Source organism: Oerskovia enterophila, from assembly GCF_001692445.1.
GTDB classification, from domain to species: domain Bacteria; phylum Actinomycetota; class Actinomycetes; order Actinomycetales; family Cellulomonadaceae; genus Oerskovia; species Oerskovia enterophila.
Genome location: NZ_MAQA01000078.1, coordinates 1 through 14,299 on the forward strand (window position 1 = coordinate 1; position 14,299 = coordinate 14,299).

At 73.1% G+C, this 14,299-nt stretch carries 19 protein-coding genes; 7 read left to right on the forward strand and 12 right to left on the reverse strand.

Annotated elements, in window-relative coordinates; genetic code table 11:
* Nucleotides 1–415, forward strand: a 415-nt coding sequence (locus OERS_RS21665) for a hypothetical protein (RefSeq protein ID WP_211268523.1), incomplete at its 5' end; no start/stop codon positions are given.
* Between the two features lie 21 nt (nt 416–436).
* On the opposite strand, the gene thpR is transcribed toward OERS_RS21665, so the two are convergent.
* The 5 genes from thpR to infC form a co-directional block, all read right to left on the reverse strand.
* A complete protein-coding gene (gene thpR / locus OERS_RS19330) occupies nt 437–1,066 on the reverse strand; it encodes an RNA 2',3'-cyclic phosphodiesterase (protein ID WP_068627655.1) in 630 nt (209 codons plus the stop codon).
* Nucleotides 1,063–1,956, reverse strand: a complete 894-nt coding sequence (locus OERS_RS19335) for a TrmH family RNA methyltransferase (protein WP_231907554.1) — start codon at nt 1,954–1,956, stop codon at nt 1,063–1,065. The genes thpR and OERS_RS19335 overlap by 4 nt, the downstream gene beginning before the upstream one ends.
* Before the next feature lie 38 nt (nt 1,957–1,994).
* The gene (gene rplT / locus OERS_RS19340) at nt 1,995–2,381 is read right to left on the reverse strand and encodes a 50S ribosomal protein L20 (protein WP_030150471.1); all 387 of its coding nucleotides are present in this window, start codon (nt 2,379–2,381) and stop codon (nt 1,995–1,997) included.
* Between the two features lie 75 nt (nt 2,382–2,456).
* Nucleotides 2,457–2,651 carry a 50S ribosomal protein L35 gene (gene rpmI, locus OERS_RS19345; RefSeq protein ID WP_030150472.1) on the reverse strand — a complete coding sequence of 65 codons (195 nt, stop codon included), beginning with the start codon at nt 2,649–2,651 and terminating at the stop codon, nt 2,457–2,459.
* Nucleotides 2,652–2,742: 91 nt separating this feature from the next.
* Entirely contained in the window at nt 2,743–3,780 is a 1,038-nt protein-coding gene (gene infC / locus OERS_RS19350) for a translation initiation factor IF-3 (protein WP_082848607.1), read from the reverse strand.
* Nucleotides 3,781–4,313: 533 nt separating this feature from the next.
* Between infC and OERS_RS19355 the strand changes: the two genes are divergently transcribed.
* From OERS_RS19355 to OERS_RS19380, 6 genes are all read left to right on the forward strand, one after another.
* On the forward strand, nt 4,314–4,748 hold the full coding sequence (locus OERS_RS19355) for a Fur family transcriptional regulator (RefSeq protein ID WP_068627657.1): 435 nt from the start codon (nt 4,314–4,316) through the stop codon (nt 4,746–4,748).
* A gap of 135 nt (nt 4,749–4,883) precedes the next feature.
* Entirely contained in the window at nt 4,884–6,386 is a 1,503-nt protein-coding gene (locus OERS_RS19360) for a catalase (protein ID WP_068627658.1), read from the forward strand.
* A gap of 286 nt (nt 6,387–6,672) precedes the next feature.
* Nucleotides 6,673–7,026, forward strand: coding sequence for a DUF1844 domain-containing protein (locus tag OERS_RS19365; RefSeq protein ID WP_056648882.1), 354 nt, complete (start codon nt 6,673–6,675; stop codon nt 7,024–7,026).
* Nucleotides 7,027–7,211: 185 nt separating this feature from the next.
* Nucleotides 7,212–7,814, forward strand: a complete 603-nt coding sequence (locus OERS_RS19370; RefSeq protein WP_231907553.1) for a hypothetical protein — start codon at nt 7,212–7,214, stop codon at nt 7,812–7,814.
* Nucleotides 7,811–8,569: a S1 family peptidase gene (locus tag OERS_RS19375; protein ID WP_231907552.1), complete on the forward strand. Its 759-nt coding sequence runs from the start codon at nt 7,811–7,813 to the stop codon at nt 8,567–8,569. Before OERS_RS19370 ends, OERS_RS19375 begins: the two co-directional genes overlap by 4 nt.
* 10 nt (nt 8,570–8,579) lie before the next feature.
* Complete coding sequence (locus OERS_RS19380) at nt 8,580–9,011, forward strand: spore germination protein GerW family protein (RefSeq protein ID WP_082848606.1); 432 nt, start codon at nt 8,580–8,582, stop codon at nt 9,009–9,011.
* A gap of 101 nt (nt 9,012–9,112) precedes the next feature.
* Here the strand turns inward: OERS_RS19380 and OERS_RS19385 are convergent, their stop codons facing one another.
* The 7 genes from OERS_RS19385 to OERS_RS19415 form a co-directional block, all read right to left on the reverse strand.
* Nucleotides 9,113–9,895 (reverse strand): SseB family protein, encoded by a 783-nt coding sequence (locus tag OERS_RS19385; RefSeq protein WP_409365934.1) that lies wholly within the window; start codon nt 9,893–9,895, stop codon nt 9,113–9,115.
* Complete coding sequence (gene priA, locus OERS_RS19390) at nt 9,892–10,623, reverse strand: bifunctional 1-(5-phosphoribosyl)-5-((5-phosphoribosylamino)methylideneamino)imidazole-4-carboxamide isomerase/phosphoribosylanthranilate isomerase PriA (protein ID WP_056648878.1); 732 nt, start codon at nt 10,621–10,623, stop codon at nt 9,892–9,894. Before priA ends, OERS_RS19385 begins: the two co-directional genes overlap by 4 nt.
* An 85-nt stretch (nt 10,624–10,708) precedes the next feature.
* Complete coding sequence (gene hisH, locus OERS_RS19395) at nt 10,709–11,356, reverse strand: imidazole glycerol phosphate synthase subunit HisH (protein ID WP_068627659.1); 648 nt, start codon at nt 11,354–11,356, stop codon at nt 10,709–10,711.
* Nucleotides 11,353–11,991, reverse strand: a complete 639-nt coding sequence (locus OERS_RS19400) for a hypothetical protein (protein WP_248948771.1) — start codon at nt 11,989–11,991, stop codon at nt 11,353–11,355. Before OERS_RS19400 ends, hisH begins: the two co-directional genes overlap by 4 nt.
* Complete coding sequence (gene hisB, locus OERS_RS19405; RefSeq protein WP_056648875.1) at nt 11,988–12,587, reverse strand: imidazoleglycerol-phosphate dehydratase HisB; 600 nt, start codon at nt 12,585–12,587, stop codon at nt 11,988–11,990. Before hisB ends, OERS_RS19400 begins: the two co-directional genes overlap by 4 nt.
* Nucleotides 12,584–13,723, reverse strand: a complete 1,140-nt coding sequence (locus OERS_RS19410; RefSeq protein WP_068627666.1) for a histidinol-phosphate transaminase — start codon at nt 13,721–13,723, stop codon at nt 12,584–12,586. Before OERS_RS19410 ends, hisB begins: the two co-directional genes overlap by 4 nt.
* Nucleotides 13,724–13,919: 196 nt before the next feature.
* On the reverse strand, nt 13,920–14,299 hold a 380-nt coding region (locus OERS_RS19415; RefSeq protein ID WP_068627660.1), incomplete at its 5' end, for a Rieske (2Fe-2S) protein.

Genomic DNA, 14,299 nt, shown 5'->3' on the forward strand with positions numbered 1-14,299 from the left:
CCCGCCGGACGCTCCGCCGTCGGGCGTCGAGGCGCTCGTGCGCGACGCCGACCCGGCCGCGCGGACGGCCCTTCGCCCGACGACGGACGACGAGCCGCCCGCCGGGTTCTGGCGGACGGCCCGGTGGATGCTCGTGCTGGGTGCCGTGGTGGGCGCGGCCTACCTCGGGACGTGCTCGGCGCGCGGGCTGACGCTCGACGACGCGGCGGTGTTCCTGCCCGTGGGGATCGGGGGCATGGCCCTGGGGGTCTCGACGGTCGCGACGGTCGTCGCCTGGGTCGTCCGGTACGCCACGACCCGCCGGCGCACGGACGCCGTCCCCGTGCCCGGCGCCCTGCGGGCCTGGACACGCGTATACGGCCTGCTGCTCGGCTTCATGGTCGCGGCGTTCGTCTGGGGCGGCGCCCAGGGCTGACCCGGGCTCGTCAGCGGCTCGTCAGCGACGCACGCCGAGCTGCGAGGTCCGCACGACCTCGTACGACGGGCCTCCGCTGCGCCCTGCCCCGGGGATCGACTCGACCAGGCACAGCGCGTCGGCCGTGAACCGTGGCCCCTCGTAGACCGCCAGGGCGTGCGCGAGCTCCGCGAGCCCGGGGCTCGTGGGGCGCGGGTCGGTCTTGCGCCGCCCGCTCGTGCGCGGCCCAGAGGCGCGCGCCACGGTCAGGTGGGCGCGCTGGCGCGGCCGTCGGTCGAGCCGCAGCCCGACGTCGGAGGCCGCCTCCGCGGTCGCGGCGCTCAGGCGGCGCAGCGCCTCAGCGTCGCCACCTACCCCGGCGAACAGGATGCGGTCCTCGAAGGTGCCGGCCCCGCGCAGGTGCAGCGTGAGGGGCTCGGTCGTGTCCGCGACCTCGTCGAGGGCGCGCCCCAGGTCCTCGGCCGCCCCGTCGGCGACCTCGCCGAAGAATGCGACCGTCAGGTGCATGAGGTCGCGCGGCGTCCAGCGCAGCGACGGCCGACCGTCGTCGAGGGCCACCGCGCCGAGGGCCGACAGCGCCAGGCCCAGGTGGTCGAGCGCCTCGTCCGAGGGGTAGAGGGCAGCGAAGAGCCTCGCCGACCGTCCCCTCACGGGGCCTCGTCCGTGACGCGCGGACGGTGCGCCCGGCTCGAGGCGTAGAGGCACACCGTGGCCGCCGTCGCGAGGTTGAGCGACTCGGCCAGACCACGGAGGGGGACGCTCACGACCGCGTCGGACAGCTCACGGTCCTGAGGGCGCAGCCCCCAGGCTTCGTTGCCGAAGACCCACGCCGTGGGTCGGGCCAGGTCCGGGGTGCCGCTGGGAGCGCTGCCCGCCACGTCGAGGAGGTCGTCGAGGTCGTGGTCGCCCGCGCCGTCCGCCGCGAGGACCGAGAGCCCGGCGGCGCGCAGCGCGTCGACGGTCTCCTCGAGACCCGCACCGGTCACGACCGGGAGGTGGAAGAGGGATCCCGCGGTCGAGCGCACGACCTTGGGGTTGTGCACGTCGACGCTCTCGCCCGCGAGCACCACCAGGTCCGCCCCGGCCGCGTCGGCTGCGCGGATGACCGTGCCGGCGTTGCCCGGGTCACGGACGGTCGCGAGGACCGCGACGAGCCGGGGGCCGCGCGCGAGCACCTCGTGGAGCGTGAGCTCCTCGACCCGGACGACGGCCAGGATGCCCTGAGCGTCCTGGCTCATGGCCTCGAACGCCTCGGGTGTCGTGAGGTGCACGTACAGGCGCTGGTCCAGGGCGTCGTCGACGATCTCCGCGTAGCGCTCGGCGGCGGAGGAGGTCACGTACACGTCGCGCACCAGGTGGGCACCGTGCCGGACGGCCTCGCGCACTCCCTGCGGCCCCTCGACGAGGAACTGCTGGTGGCGCGAACGCGCCGAACGCCCGGACAGTGCCCGCACCGCCTTGACCCGGTCGCTCCGAGGGTTCGAGACCTCGGGAACACGATGGGAGAACGGTACGGGGCGACCTGAGGACAGATCGTTCACTGTGCGGGCGTCCGGTGAGAAGAGTCGCTGCTCGATGATCAGGCAGCAGCCTTCGGAGCGTTCACGTCAGCAGGCAGCGCGTCCTTGGCGGCCTGGACGAGCGCGTTGAAGACGGTCACGTCGTTGACCGCGAGGTCCGCGAGCACGCGACGGTCGACCTCGATGCCAGCGGCCTTGAGGCCCTGGATGAGGCGGTTGTACGTCAGGCCCTGGGCGCGGGACGCAGCGTTGATGCGCTGGATCCACAGACGACGGAAGTCGCCCTTGCGCGCCTTGCGGTCACGGTAGGAGTAGACGAGGGAGTGGGTGACCTGCTCCTTCGCCTTCCGGTAGAGACGCGAACGCTGGCCGCGGTAACCCGCAGCGCGCTCGAGAGTTGTACGGCGCTTCTTCTGGGCGTTGACCGCCCGCTTCACGCGTGCCACGTGATGCTCCTTGCAGTTCGGGGCTCAGGTAGGGATTCAGCGATGATCAGCGCCGGGGCGCGACCACCAGGCAGATCACTTACCGAGCAGCTTCTTGATCTTCTTGACGTCTGCGGGGGCGACGACCTGGTCAGCAGACAGGCGACGCGTGCGCGTGCTCGACTTGTGCTCGAGCAGGTGGCGCTTGTTGGCCTGCTCGCGCATGACCTTGCCGCTGCCGGTGATGCGGAACCGCTTCTTGGCGCCGGAGTGCGTCTTGTTCTTCGGCATGGCTGCCGTTTCTCCTTTGTCTGGTCGAGATCCCGGGAGGGACCCGACGTGTTCGGGCCGGGGCCGGTGGGCCTGGCTCGGTGTCAGTTGGTCAGCTGGGCTTGCCACCCGGCTTGGGCTTCGCAGCCGTACCGGGCTTGGGCGCTGCCGGCCGGGGAGCCGGAGGCTTGGGCATCGCGGCCGGCTTGGGCACCGCGACGGGCTTGGGAGCCACCGCGGGCTTGGGCGCAGCGGCCGGCGCGGCCGGAGCAGCCGCCTTGGGGGCTGCGGGAGCCTTGGGTGCCGAGGTGCGGGGCGCAGCCTTGGGGGCGGACGAGCGGGGCGCTGCCGCCTTGGGAGCTGCCGCGGGAGCAGCCTCGGCGACGGGCGCCGGTGCGGGCTCGGGAGCGGCAGCGGCCTTGACCGCAGCTGCGGCCTCGGCCGACGCGACCATCTCTGCGGCCTCGGCGACCTGCACCTCGAAAGGCACCTCGACGCCGGTCTCGATCTCCTCGAACGGCGCCTCGACGCCGTCCTCGATCTCCTCGGGCGCTTCGACGCTGCCGGCCTTGGCGGCCGACTTCGTCAGGCGAGGCTCGGCCTCCTGGGCGCGGCGACGCTGCTCGTTCTTGGCTTCGGCCTTCTTCTTGACCGGGCCGAGCACCATGATCATGTTGCGCCCGTCCTGCTTGGGCGAGCTCTCGACGAAGCCGAGCTCCGCGACGTCCTCCGCGAGGCGCTGCAGGAGACGGATACCCATCTCCGGGCGCGACTGCTCACGGCCGCGGAACATGATCATGACCTTGACCTTGTCGCCCGCTGCGAGGAAGCGCTCGACGTGGCCCTTCTTGGTGCCGTAGTCGTGCGGGTCGATCTTCAGACGGAAACGGATCTCCTTGAGGACCGTGTTCGCCTGGTTGCGGCGAGCCTCACGGGCCTTCATGTCCGACTCGTACTTGAACTTGCCGAAGTCCATGAGCTTGCACACCGGCGGGCGTGCGTCGGGGGCGACCTCCACCAGGTCGAGGTCAGCGTCCTGGGCAAGGCTCAGGGCGACCTCAATGCGGACGACGCCGACCTGCTCCCCACCTGGGCCGACAAGTCGGACCTCGGGGACACGGATCCGATCGTTGATGCGAGGCTCGCTGATGTGATGCTCCTAGGAAGTCGTCGGTAGACCACCAGGAACGGGAAAGGCCCCCGTCCCAGAGCGCAGGGAGGAGGCCATCGATCGGGTCGTCGCGGGTGCGACGAACACACCGTCGCGTCTCCGTGAAGAACGGCGACGCTCCGGACCGAGACCCGGCCTCTGTCGTGACGATCGTCAGCAGTTGAAGCTCAGGTGGGATGGAATCCACTTTGCGCACCCGTAGTCCACCTCTCGAAGCACCTGCTGGAGCCTCGACAAGAACCTACGGGTCGGTCAGCGACCAACAATAGCACGCACGGGCGGGGGGTCCTGTGACGACCAGGAGCGACCAGCCCGCACGGACCGTCCCGCCTCCCGCGTCCGGACGCCGCCGCCCCACGCGCGCGCGAAGGCACGGCGCGAAGGAGCCGCCCGAGCACCGCCCAGGATCCCACGCCGGACCTTGCGACCACCACAAGGGTTCATCGTCCCGACACGCACTGGACACCCTCCATTGTTGGAACTCTTCCAGAAAGTGTGGTTAGAGTAGGACCGTGCCGACCGACAAGACGCTCCGCCCCGCGGACCACGAGACCGAGCTCCGCGACAGCGGGCTCCGTGTCACGGCTGCGCGCCTGGCGGTCCTCGACGTCGTGACCCGGCAGCAGCACGCCGACGCGGACGACGTCCTGCGGGCCACCCGCGAGGTCCTCGGGTCGGTGTCCGTCCAGGCGGTCTACGACGTCCTGAACGCGCTCACCGAGCACGGCCTGCTCCGCCGGATCGAGCCCGCCGGCCACCCCGCACGCTACGAGCGCCGGCTGGGCGACAACCACCACCACGTCGTGTGCCGCTCGTGCGGTGCGGTCGCCGACATCGACTGCGCCGTGGGTCACGCCCCGTGCCTGACCCCGAGCGGGAACAACGGCTTCACGATCGACACGGCCGAGGTCACGTACTGGGGCCTGTGCCCCGACTGCGCGGACTGACGCCCGGCACCGCACCACGGCAGCCCGCCGAGCCATCCCCAGCCCCTGACCGCTCCCCCGGAGCACCTGTCCCTACCGCCCCCTACCCACGAGCAGGCACCGGGCCCACAGAGCCCTCACCTGAAGGAGAAGACGATGACGAACACCCCCTTCACCACCACGCAGACGGGCACGCCCGTCCCGAGCGATGCCCACTCCCTGACCTCCGGGGCGGACGGCGCGACCGCGCTGCACGACCGCTACCTGGTCGAGAAGCTCGCGCAGTTCAACCGCGAGCGCATCCCGGAGCGCATCGTCCACGCCAAGGGTGGCGGCGCGTTCGGCGAGTTCGTCGTGACGGAGGACGTCTCGGCCTACACGCAGGCGGCCGTGTTCCAGCCGGGCGCGCGCACCGAGACCCTCCAGCGGTTCTCGAGCGTCGCGGGCGAGCAGGGCTCCCCCGACACCTGGCGCGACGTGCGCGGGTTCTCGGTGAAGTTCTACACGACCGAGGGCAACTACGACATCGTCGGCAACAACACCCCCGTCTTCTTCATCCGCGACGGCATCAAGTTCCCCGACTTCATCCACTCGCAGAAGCGCCTGCCGGGCTCGGGCCTGCGTGACGCCGACATGCAGTGGGACTTCTGGACCCTGTCCCCCGAGTCGGCCCACCAGGTCACCTACCTCATGGGCGACCGCGGCCTGCCGCGCTCGTGGCGCGAGATGCCGGGCTTCGGCTCGCACACCTACCAGTGGATCAACGCCGCGGGCGAGCGCTTCTGGGTCAAGTACCACTTCACGTCGAACCAGGGCAACGTCGAGATGGAGGGCTCGGAGGCCGAGCTCATCGCGGGCGCCGACGCGGACTACTACCGCCGCGACCTGTACGAGGCGATCGAGGCCGGCAGCTTCCCGTCCTGGGACGTGCACGTCCAGGTCATGCCGTACGAGGACGCCAAGACCTACCGCTTCAACCCGTTCGACCTGACGAAGGTCTGGCCGCACGCCGACTACCCGCTCATCAAGGTCGGCACGCACACGCTCAACCGCAACCCGCAGAACTTCTTCGCGGAGATCGAGCAGGCGGCGTTCTCGCCGGCGAACACGGTCCCGGGCATCGACATCAGCCCCGACAAGATGCTGATGGCCCGCGTCTTCTCCTACCCGGACGCGCAGCGCTACCGCGTGGGCACCAACTACAACCAGATCCCGGTCAACGCGCCGCACGCCGCACCGGTCCACAACTACTCGCAGGACGGCGCCCAGCGTCACGGGTTCAACGCGCCCTCGACGCCGGTCTACGCCCCCAACAGCCTGGGCGGCCCCGTGGCCGACGAGGCTCGCGCCGGGGTCGGGTCGTGGGAGTCGGACGGCGAGCTGACGCGGGCCGCGGCGACGCTGCACGCCGAGGACGACGACTTCGGTCAGGCCGGCACGCTCTACCGCGAGGTGTTCGACGACGCGGCCAAGGCCCGCTTCCTCGAGACCATCACGGGGGCCGTCGGCGGCGTCCAGAGCCTGGCGATCCGTGAGCGCGCGATCCAGTACTGGACCAACGTCGACGCGAACCTCGGCGCTGCCCTGCGCATCGCGCTCGAGGCCGCCCCGCTCGCGGCCGACGAGCCGGGCGTCACGTCCGAGCCCGCGCACTCCTGACCCCGCGCTCCTGACCGGCGCGACGTCGTCGGGCAGGACGCCTGTGCACCACCCCCGAGGCCGGGTCCGCTCAGCGGGCCCGGCCTCCGGGCGTTCGGCCCGCCGCCCGCCCGGGGCGGCGCGCACTCCGGCCACCTCGCGCTTGGCACACTATTTGCTTCGATGAGAGGTACCGGGCCCGACGGCGCCGCTCACCCCGGCCGTCCGCGTCCCCCTGGGCCTGGCCCCAGCCGGTGACGAGCCGCCCGGGGTCCCCGCACGGCCCGCGCTCTGGAAGGATGGAGCCATGACAACCGAGAACGACCCCACCACCCAGGACGCCACCCGGGACATCGCGGACGTCGCGGCCGTCGAGGTCATCACCTCGGCCGCGGTCCACCTCATGAGCGCCGCCGCCGTCAAGTGCGGCCTGGCCGAGGACGCCGCCGAGAAGGGCCACCTGGACCTCGACGAGGCGCGCAAGCTCATCAACGCGCTCGCCGCCCTCGTGACCGCGTCCGCCCCGGACATCGGCAACCAGCACGCGCGCTCGCTGCGCGACGGGCTCCGCACGCTCCAGCTCGCGTTCCGCGAGGCCTCGGTCTACCCCGACGCCCTGGGCGAGGGCCCGGGCGAGAAGTACACGGGCGCGGTCAGTTGAGCACCCCGTCGGGCGGGCAGCCGACGCCTCCCCCGCCGTCCAGCGCGCACGGGGGACACGGCGTCGTGCCCCCGCCCAGCGGCCCGGCGGGTCCTCCCCCGCCCGCTCCTCCCGGCGCCCCGCCGGCGCCGGCGCACACCCCGACGTCAGCACACTCCCTGGCCGCCGACGACGCATCCCCGCAGATGTCCGCCTACCAGGCCGCGGCGACGCTGCCCGGGGCGAGCCCCGCGGGTCCTCCCGGCAGCGCTTCGACGAGCAGCGCCCGGCGCTCCCGACCAGGGCGCGGCAAGACCGTCGCGATCGTCGTCCTGAGCGTCGCGCTGCTCGCCTCGCTCGGGCTCGGCACGTACCTCCTGGTCACGACCCTGAGCTGGCAGGACCGCAGCGCGCAGTGGGAGTCCGAGGCGCGCGGCCTGGGCGAGGACGTCGCCCAGCTCACGGCCGACCTCGACGGCGCCAACACCGAGCTCGAGTCGGCGCGCACCCAGCTCGCGACCACGCAGGAGCGCATCACCGAGCTCGCGAACGAGAAGGCGCAGCTCGGCGACGAGAACGTGGCCTCGCAGCAGTACCTCGACTACCAGGCCCGCATCTCCGAGGCCGCGGGCACGGTCGCCGCGGCCCTCGGGCAGTGCACCACGGCCCAGGACGAGCTCATCGGCTACCTCAACAACCGCGACGCCTACAACCCCGACGACCTCGCGCGCTTCGCGACCCAGGTCGACGGGCTGTGCAAGGCAGCGACCGACGCCAACACCGAGCTCCAGAAGGAGCTCAACAAGTGAGGCGGAGCGCCGACGGGCAGCACCGTCGACCGCGACCGGCCGCGCTGCTCGCTGCCGTCCCGCTGCTCGCGGCGCTGGTCGGGGGCTGCGGCGTCCTGCCCGAGCTCCCCGAGCCCATGCCCAGCTCGGTCGTGCCCAGCTTCGCCCAGCAGGCGGAGCCCGTGGGCTCGGAGAACCTCTCCCCGGACGGGTTCGACGCGGTCAAGCGCATGGCCGTGCGCATCCGCAACGTCGGGTGCTCGTCGCTCTCGACGGGCTCGGGCTTCGCGCTCGACGACCGCACGCTCATCACGAACAAGCACGTCGTGGAGGGCTCCAAGTCGCTCCAGGTGCTGACGTACGACGGTCGTGACATCAAGGTCGAGACGGCCAGCGCGGCCGGCCTCGCGGACCTCGCGATCGTGCGCACGAGCGACGACCTGCCCTCGGCCCCGACGCTCGCCGCGGCGGACCCGGTCCAGGGCGAGGCCGTGACCGTCGTGGGCTACCCCGAGGGCGGACAGCTCACGGTCACGCAGGGCACCGTCGTGGGCACCACCACGGACCCGCTGCACTCGAACCTCGGCGAGGTCCTCGTGACCGACGCGCAGGTCGAGCCCGGCAGCTCGGGCTCCGCGGCGCTCAACGCGGACGGCGAGGTGATCGGCGTCGTGTACGCGAAGTCGAGCAACGCCTCGTTGCTCGTCCCGGTCTCGACGCTGCGGTCGATGCTCGACGACACCTCGGCCTTCGCGCCCCTGCCCGCGTGCTCGTAGGCTGCGAAGCATGAGCAACGACGCCAGCACGGCAGGACGGCCCGACCCCACGTTCGTCACGCGCGCAGCGAACGACGCCTTCTCGGTGCGCAAGGTCTTCGGCGAGGCCTACGAGCGCGACGGGACGCTCGTGGTGCCGGTGGCCAAGGTGTGGGGCGGTACCGGCACGGGCTACGGCTACGGAGTGGGTTCGCTGGGAGACGGCGCGCAGGCGCCGGGCGACGGGAGCCCGGCCGCCACCCCCGACGCAGGCGGCGAGGGAGCCGGCGGCGGCGGGGGCTACGGCATGAGCGTGCGCCCGCTGGGCGTGTACGTCGTGGGCCCGGAGGGTGCGCGGTGGCATCCCGCGCTCGACCTCAACAAGGTCATCCTGGGTGGGCAGGCCGTGGCCGTGGTGCTCGCCCTGGTGGGCGGCTGGGTCCTGGGACGTCGCCACCGCTGAGGCGGTCCCGCCGGGCGAGCCGGCGGACGCACCGGACCGCGCGGGCGCGTCCGCGCCGTCGGGCGTCCTCGCAGGATGCCCGACGGCGCAGCGCAGGTGGGTCAGTCGGCGCGGCCGATGCGCAGCTCGAGCGAGTCGACGCGCTCGGAGACCACGTCGCTGCCCGCGAGGGCCGCGTTGACCTGGGCGAGGACAGCATCGAGGCCCCGCCGGTCCAGGCCCGAGTCGATCGCGAGGACGACCGCGACCTCGGCGCTGCGTCCGGTCTCGGCACGGACGGCCGCGACGTGCTCGACTCCCGAGACCGCACCCGCGATCGCGTCGGCGACGTCCGCCACGACCTGACCGTCGGCCACGGCAGGAGCCCACTCCTTGCCCTGCGCGAGCGCCCACACCGCAGGACGAGGGATCAGGACCGTGACCGGGCCCGAGGGGTCGAGGACCAGCAGCGACCAGTCCTCGCTCACGGCCGACAGCGCGGCCCGCGGCGCGTCCACGGGGACCGGGCGGGCGTCCGGCCGCCAGGCGGCCATGCTCGCGACGCTCGAGAACACCGGGAGGGCACGCCGGCCGTCGGGGGCCTCGAGCGCGACGACGCCGGCCGCGGCCTCCTTGTCGACCTTCTGCCCGTGCTCACCCTCGCCCGCCGTGACGAGCTCGGCGAGGATCGGGATCAGCAGGCGCGAGCGGCCGAGCTGCGCGACGACCTGGGTCAGGCTGGCCCCGCCCTCGACGAACGCTGCGAGGACCGCGGTCAGCGCCGGGTCGGCCGAGCCGTCGTCCCCGGAGAACCCGGAGGACGGCGGCAGCGCCTTGCCCTTCGACAACGGCGCCGCGCCGTGGTCGGACGCGTGGGCGTGACCGGCGTGCGGGTCCGAGGTCACGGACGGCCTGCCACGTCGAGGGCCTGCGGCAGCGTGAAGGCGCCTGCGTAGAGCGCCTTGCCGACGATCGCGCCCTCGATGCCCTCGCCGACCAGCGCACGCAGCGCCTCGAGGTCGGCCAGGCTCGAGATGCCGCCCGAGGCGATCACGGGCGCGTCGGTGCGCGAGGCGACCTCGCGCAGCAGGTCGACGTTGGGGCCGCGCAGCGTGCCGTCCTTGGTCACGTCGGTCACGACGTAGCGCGAGCAGCCGGCCGCGTCGAGACGCTCGAGGACCTCCCAGAGGTCGCCGCCCTCCTGGGTCCAGCCGCGCGCCGCGAGGGTCGTGCCGCGCACGTCGAGCCCGACGGCGATCGCGTCGCCGTGCTCGGCGATGACCTTGGCCGTCCACTCGGGATTCTCGAGAGCGGCGGTGCCCAGGTTGACGCGCGAGCACCCCGTCGCCAGGGCGCGAGCGAGCGACTCGTCGTCGCGGATGCCCCCCGAGAGCTCGACCTTGACGTCGAGGCGCGCGACGACGTCGGCCAGCAGCTCGGCGTTCGAGCCACGGCCGAAGGCCGCGTCGAGGTCGACGAGGTGCACCCACTCGGCGCCCCCGGCCTGCCAGTCGAGAGCCGCCGACAGCGGGTCACCGTACGAGGTCTCCGAGCCGGCCTCCCCCTGGACGAGGCGCACCGCCTGCCCGGCGGCGACGTCGACGGCGGGCAGCAGGACGAGACGATCGGTCATGAGGGGGTCCTTCCGAGGGAATGCACGAGAACGATGGACGGGATGAAGGGAGCGGGCAGGGTCGCAGGACACCGCCCGGGACGGGTCAGAGCGAGCGGACCCAGTTCTCCAGGAGCGCCGCACCGGCGTCCCCCGACTTCTCCGGGTGGAACTGGGTCGCGCTCAGCGGGCCGTTCTCGACGGCCGCGACGAACGGGCCACCGTGCTCGGACCAGGTGACGAGCGGGGCGCGGAACGCGGGCCCCACGGGCTCGTCGACTCCGAGCGGGAAGCGACGGGCCGCGTACGAGTGCACGAAGTAGAAGCGCTCGTCCGCGATGCCGTCGAAGAGCACCGAGCCCTCGGGCACCTGGACGGTGTCCCAGCCCATGTGCGGGACGACGGGCGCGTCGAGGCGGTCGACGATGCCGGGCCACTCGCCGAGCCCCTCGGTGAGGGTCCCGTGCTCGTCGCCCTCGTCGAACATGACCTGCATGCCGACGCAGATCCCGAGCACGGCGCGGCCGCCGGCCAGGCGACGCTCGACGATCTGGTCGCCGCGCACGGCCTTGAGCCCGGCCATGACGGCGGCGAACGCGCCGACGCCCGGGACGACGAGCCCGTCGGCCTCCGAGGCGCGGGCACGGTCGGCCGTGAGCTCGACCTGCGCCCCGACCCGCTCGAGCGCGCGGACGGCCGAGCGGACGTTGCCGAAGCCGTAGTCGAGGACGACGACCGCGGGTCCGGCGCTCACTTCTTGCGCGCCTTGCGGGCGGTCGACGTGAGCAGGCGCATGGCCTTCCAGCGCGAGATCCCCGCGCTCGGGACGACGCCCGAGAGCTCCGCGACGGTCGTCTGGCCCGTGACGAGGTCCTCGAGCTCCTCGGGCGCGCCGCCGAGGACGAGCCCTGGGGCGAGCACGTCGCCCTCGACGCCGTCCTGCCAGCGCGTCGCGCTGAGCTGCTCGCCGCGGCGCGTGAGCAGGATGAGCGGGACGCCCTTGACGAGGGTCGAGACCGCGGCCGCGGCCCGCTGCGGGGCGTCGCCCGTCAGGTCGTGCAGGACGGCCAGGGCCCCGATCTCGGTGGGCACGGCGTCGATCTCGAGCTGCGCGAGCGAGCAGGCGGCGGCCAGCGGCTCGGCGCCCGCGATCTGGGTCACGAGGACCGCGAGCTCGGGGTCGGAGGTCGGGGAGAGCAGGCTCGAGATGTCGTCCGGGATCACCAGGTCCAGCTCGGGCTCTTCGGGGTTCTGCGGGGTGCTCATGTCGTCCGTCTCGGTCGTCCGCGGCGCGTGGTCGCCGTGGGGCTGGTCGACGGGTCCGTGGCTGAGCTCGTGGCCGCGCTCGGACCCGTCGGGCTGTGCAGGGGTCGTGGGCTCGGGGCTCACAACGCGCCCTTGGTCGACGGGATGCCGTCGACCCGGGCGTCGGGCGCCACGGCGAACCGCAGCGCTCGGGCGAGGGCCTTGAACTGCGCCTCCACGATGTGGTGGGGGTCGCGGCCCGAGAGCACGCGCACGTGGATGCAGATCGCGGCGTGGTGCGCGATCGACTCGAGCACGTGGCGCGTGAGCGACCCCGTGAAGTGCCCGCCGATCAGGTGGTACTCCTGGCCCGCGGGCTCGCCCTCGTGCACGAGGTACGGACGCCCCGAGACGTCGACGACCGCGAGCGCGAGCGCCTCGTCGAGCGGCACCATGGCGTCGCCGAAGCGGGAGATGCCCGCCTTGTCGCCGAGCGCGATCTTGAGCGCCTCGCCGATCGTGATCGCGACGTCCTCGACCGTGTGGTGCGCGTCGATGTGCGTGTCGCCCGTGGCCCGGACCGTGAGGTCGATGAGCGAGTGCTTGCCGAGGGCCGTCAGCATGTGGTCGTAGAACGGGACGGTCGTCGAGATGTCCGTCTTGCCGGTCCCGTCGAGGTCCAGCTCGACGAGGACGCTCGACTCCGACGTCGCGCGCTCGATGCGCGCGGTGCGCTTCACAGTCCTGCCACCTCCACCAGGGCGTCCTTGAACGCCGTCATCTCCTGCGGTGTGCCGATCGACACCCGCAGCCAACCTTCGGGACCAGTCTCCCGGATGAGGACGCCTCGATCCAACAGGCCCTGCCAGACCGCGTGGCGGTCCGGGAACGTGCCGAACAGGACGAAGTTCGCGTCCGAGTCGGCGACCTGCAGCGCGGCGCCGCCCAGAGCAGCGGGGCGCTGGGCCCGCAGCCAGGTCACCGTCGCGTCCCGCTCGGCGCGCAGGGCGTCGACCTGGGCCAGCAGCGAGGACGAGTGCTTGAGGGCCGCGCGCGCGACCGCCTGGGTCGCGGCCGACAGGTGGTACGGCAGGCGCACGACGCGCAGCGCGTCGACCAGCGTGGTCGACGCGGCGAGGTAGCCCACGCGGGCGCCTGCCAGCGCGAACGCCTTGGACATGGTGCGCGAGACCGCGAGGTTCGGGTAGCGCTCGAGCAGCTCGAGCGCGGAGGGCACCCCGGCCCGGCGGAACTCTCCGTAGGCCTCGTCGACCACGACGACGGCCGACGTGCCGGGCTCGGCGCCGTGCGGGGTGACCGCGAGCGCCGCCTCGCACACGGCCTCGACGACCTCGCGGGTCAGGGCCGTGCCCGTCGGGTTGTTGGGGCTGGCCAGGAGGATCACCGAGGGGGCGTGCGCGACGATCGCGGCGCGTGCGGCCTCGGGGTCGAGCGTGAAGTCCTCCGCGCGCCGCCCGGTGACCCAGGCGGTCGAGGTGTCGCGGGCGTACTCGGGGTACATCGAGTACGTCGGCGCGAACGAGAGCGCGGTGCGCCCGGGGCCGCCGAAGGCCTGGAGCAGGTGCAGCATGACCTCGTTGGAGCCGTTCGCGGCCCAGACCTGCTCGGGGGCCACGCGCACGCCCGACTCCCCCGCGAGGTAGTCGGCGAGGTCCTGGCGCAGGCCCAGGAAGTCGCGGTCGGGGTAGCGGTTGAGCGTCGCGGCGGCTGTCGCGACGTCGGCCGCTATGGTCGCCACGACCTCGGCCGAGGGCGCGTAGGGGTTCTCGTTGACGTTGAGCAGGACGGGCACGTCGAGCTGCGGGGCACCGTACGGCTCGATCCCCGCGTGCTCGGACCGGACCGGGAGGTGCACCTGCGCCGCGGCGTGCGTGCGGGGCTGCGAGGTGGAGGCACCCGCCTGGGGTGCGTCGTCCGGGGACTCGAGAAGAGGAGTGGTCACCAGGACAGTCTACGAAGCCGTCCGTGAGGGACGGGTGGACGTCCGGCAGGCGGTCGGTGCGCCCGCCTCTCGCAGAGGTCCGCTCCCCGCCGGACGAGCCCGCGACCCGTCAGGCGGTGACGACGTCGGTGCCGCTCACCGTGACGGCGAGACGCGGCAGGGGCGTGGGCGCCGGACCGGCGATCACGTCGCCCGTGCTCAGGTCGAAGCGGGAGCCGTGGCACGGGCAGTCGAGCTCGCCGTCGCCCGGCGCGACCGTGCAGCCCTGGTGCGTGCAGATCGCGCTGAAGGCCTCGAACGTCCCCTCCTCGGGCTGCGTCACGAGGTAGGGGGCACCGTCGACCTGGACCGACACCGCGCCACCTACCGGCACGTCGCCCGTGGCGGTGACCGCGGTGCCCGACGGCGGCGCACCGGCCGAGCCGCCGCCTCCCGTCCCGGTACCCGCGCCGCCCGTCCCGGCGGTGCTCGTCTCGGCAGGCGCCGGGG

What these genes read in the sequence shown, in the direction of transcription:
- rpmI (WP_030150472.1), bottom strand. Translation starts at nt 2,651, where the DNA reads ATGCCGAAGAACAAGACGCACTCCGGCGCCAAGAAGCGGTTCCGCATC.
- OERS_RS19360 (WP_068627658.1), top strand. Translation starts at nt 4,884, where the DNA reads ATGACGAACACCCCCTTCACCACCACGCAGACGGGCACGCCCGTCCCG.
- OERS_RS19365 (WP_056648882.1), top strand. Translation starts at nt 6,673, where the DNA reads ATGACAACCGAGAACGACCCCACCACCCAGGACGCCACCCGGGACATC.
- OERS_RS19370 (WP_231907553.1), top strand. Translation starts at nt 7,212, where the DNA reads ATGTCCGCCTACCAGGCCGCGGCGACGCTGCCCGGGGCGAGCCCCGCG.
- OERS_RS19380 (WP_082848606.1), top strand. Translation starts at nt 8,580, where the DNA reads ATGAGCAACGACGCCAGCACGGCAGGACGGCCCGACCCCACGTTCGTC.
- priA (WP_056648878.1), bottom strand. Translation starts at nt 10,623, where the DNA reads ATGACCGATCGTCTCGTCCTGCTGCCCGCCGTCGACGTCGCCGCCGGG.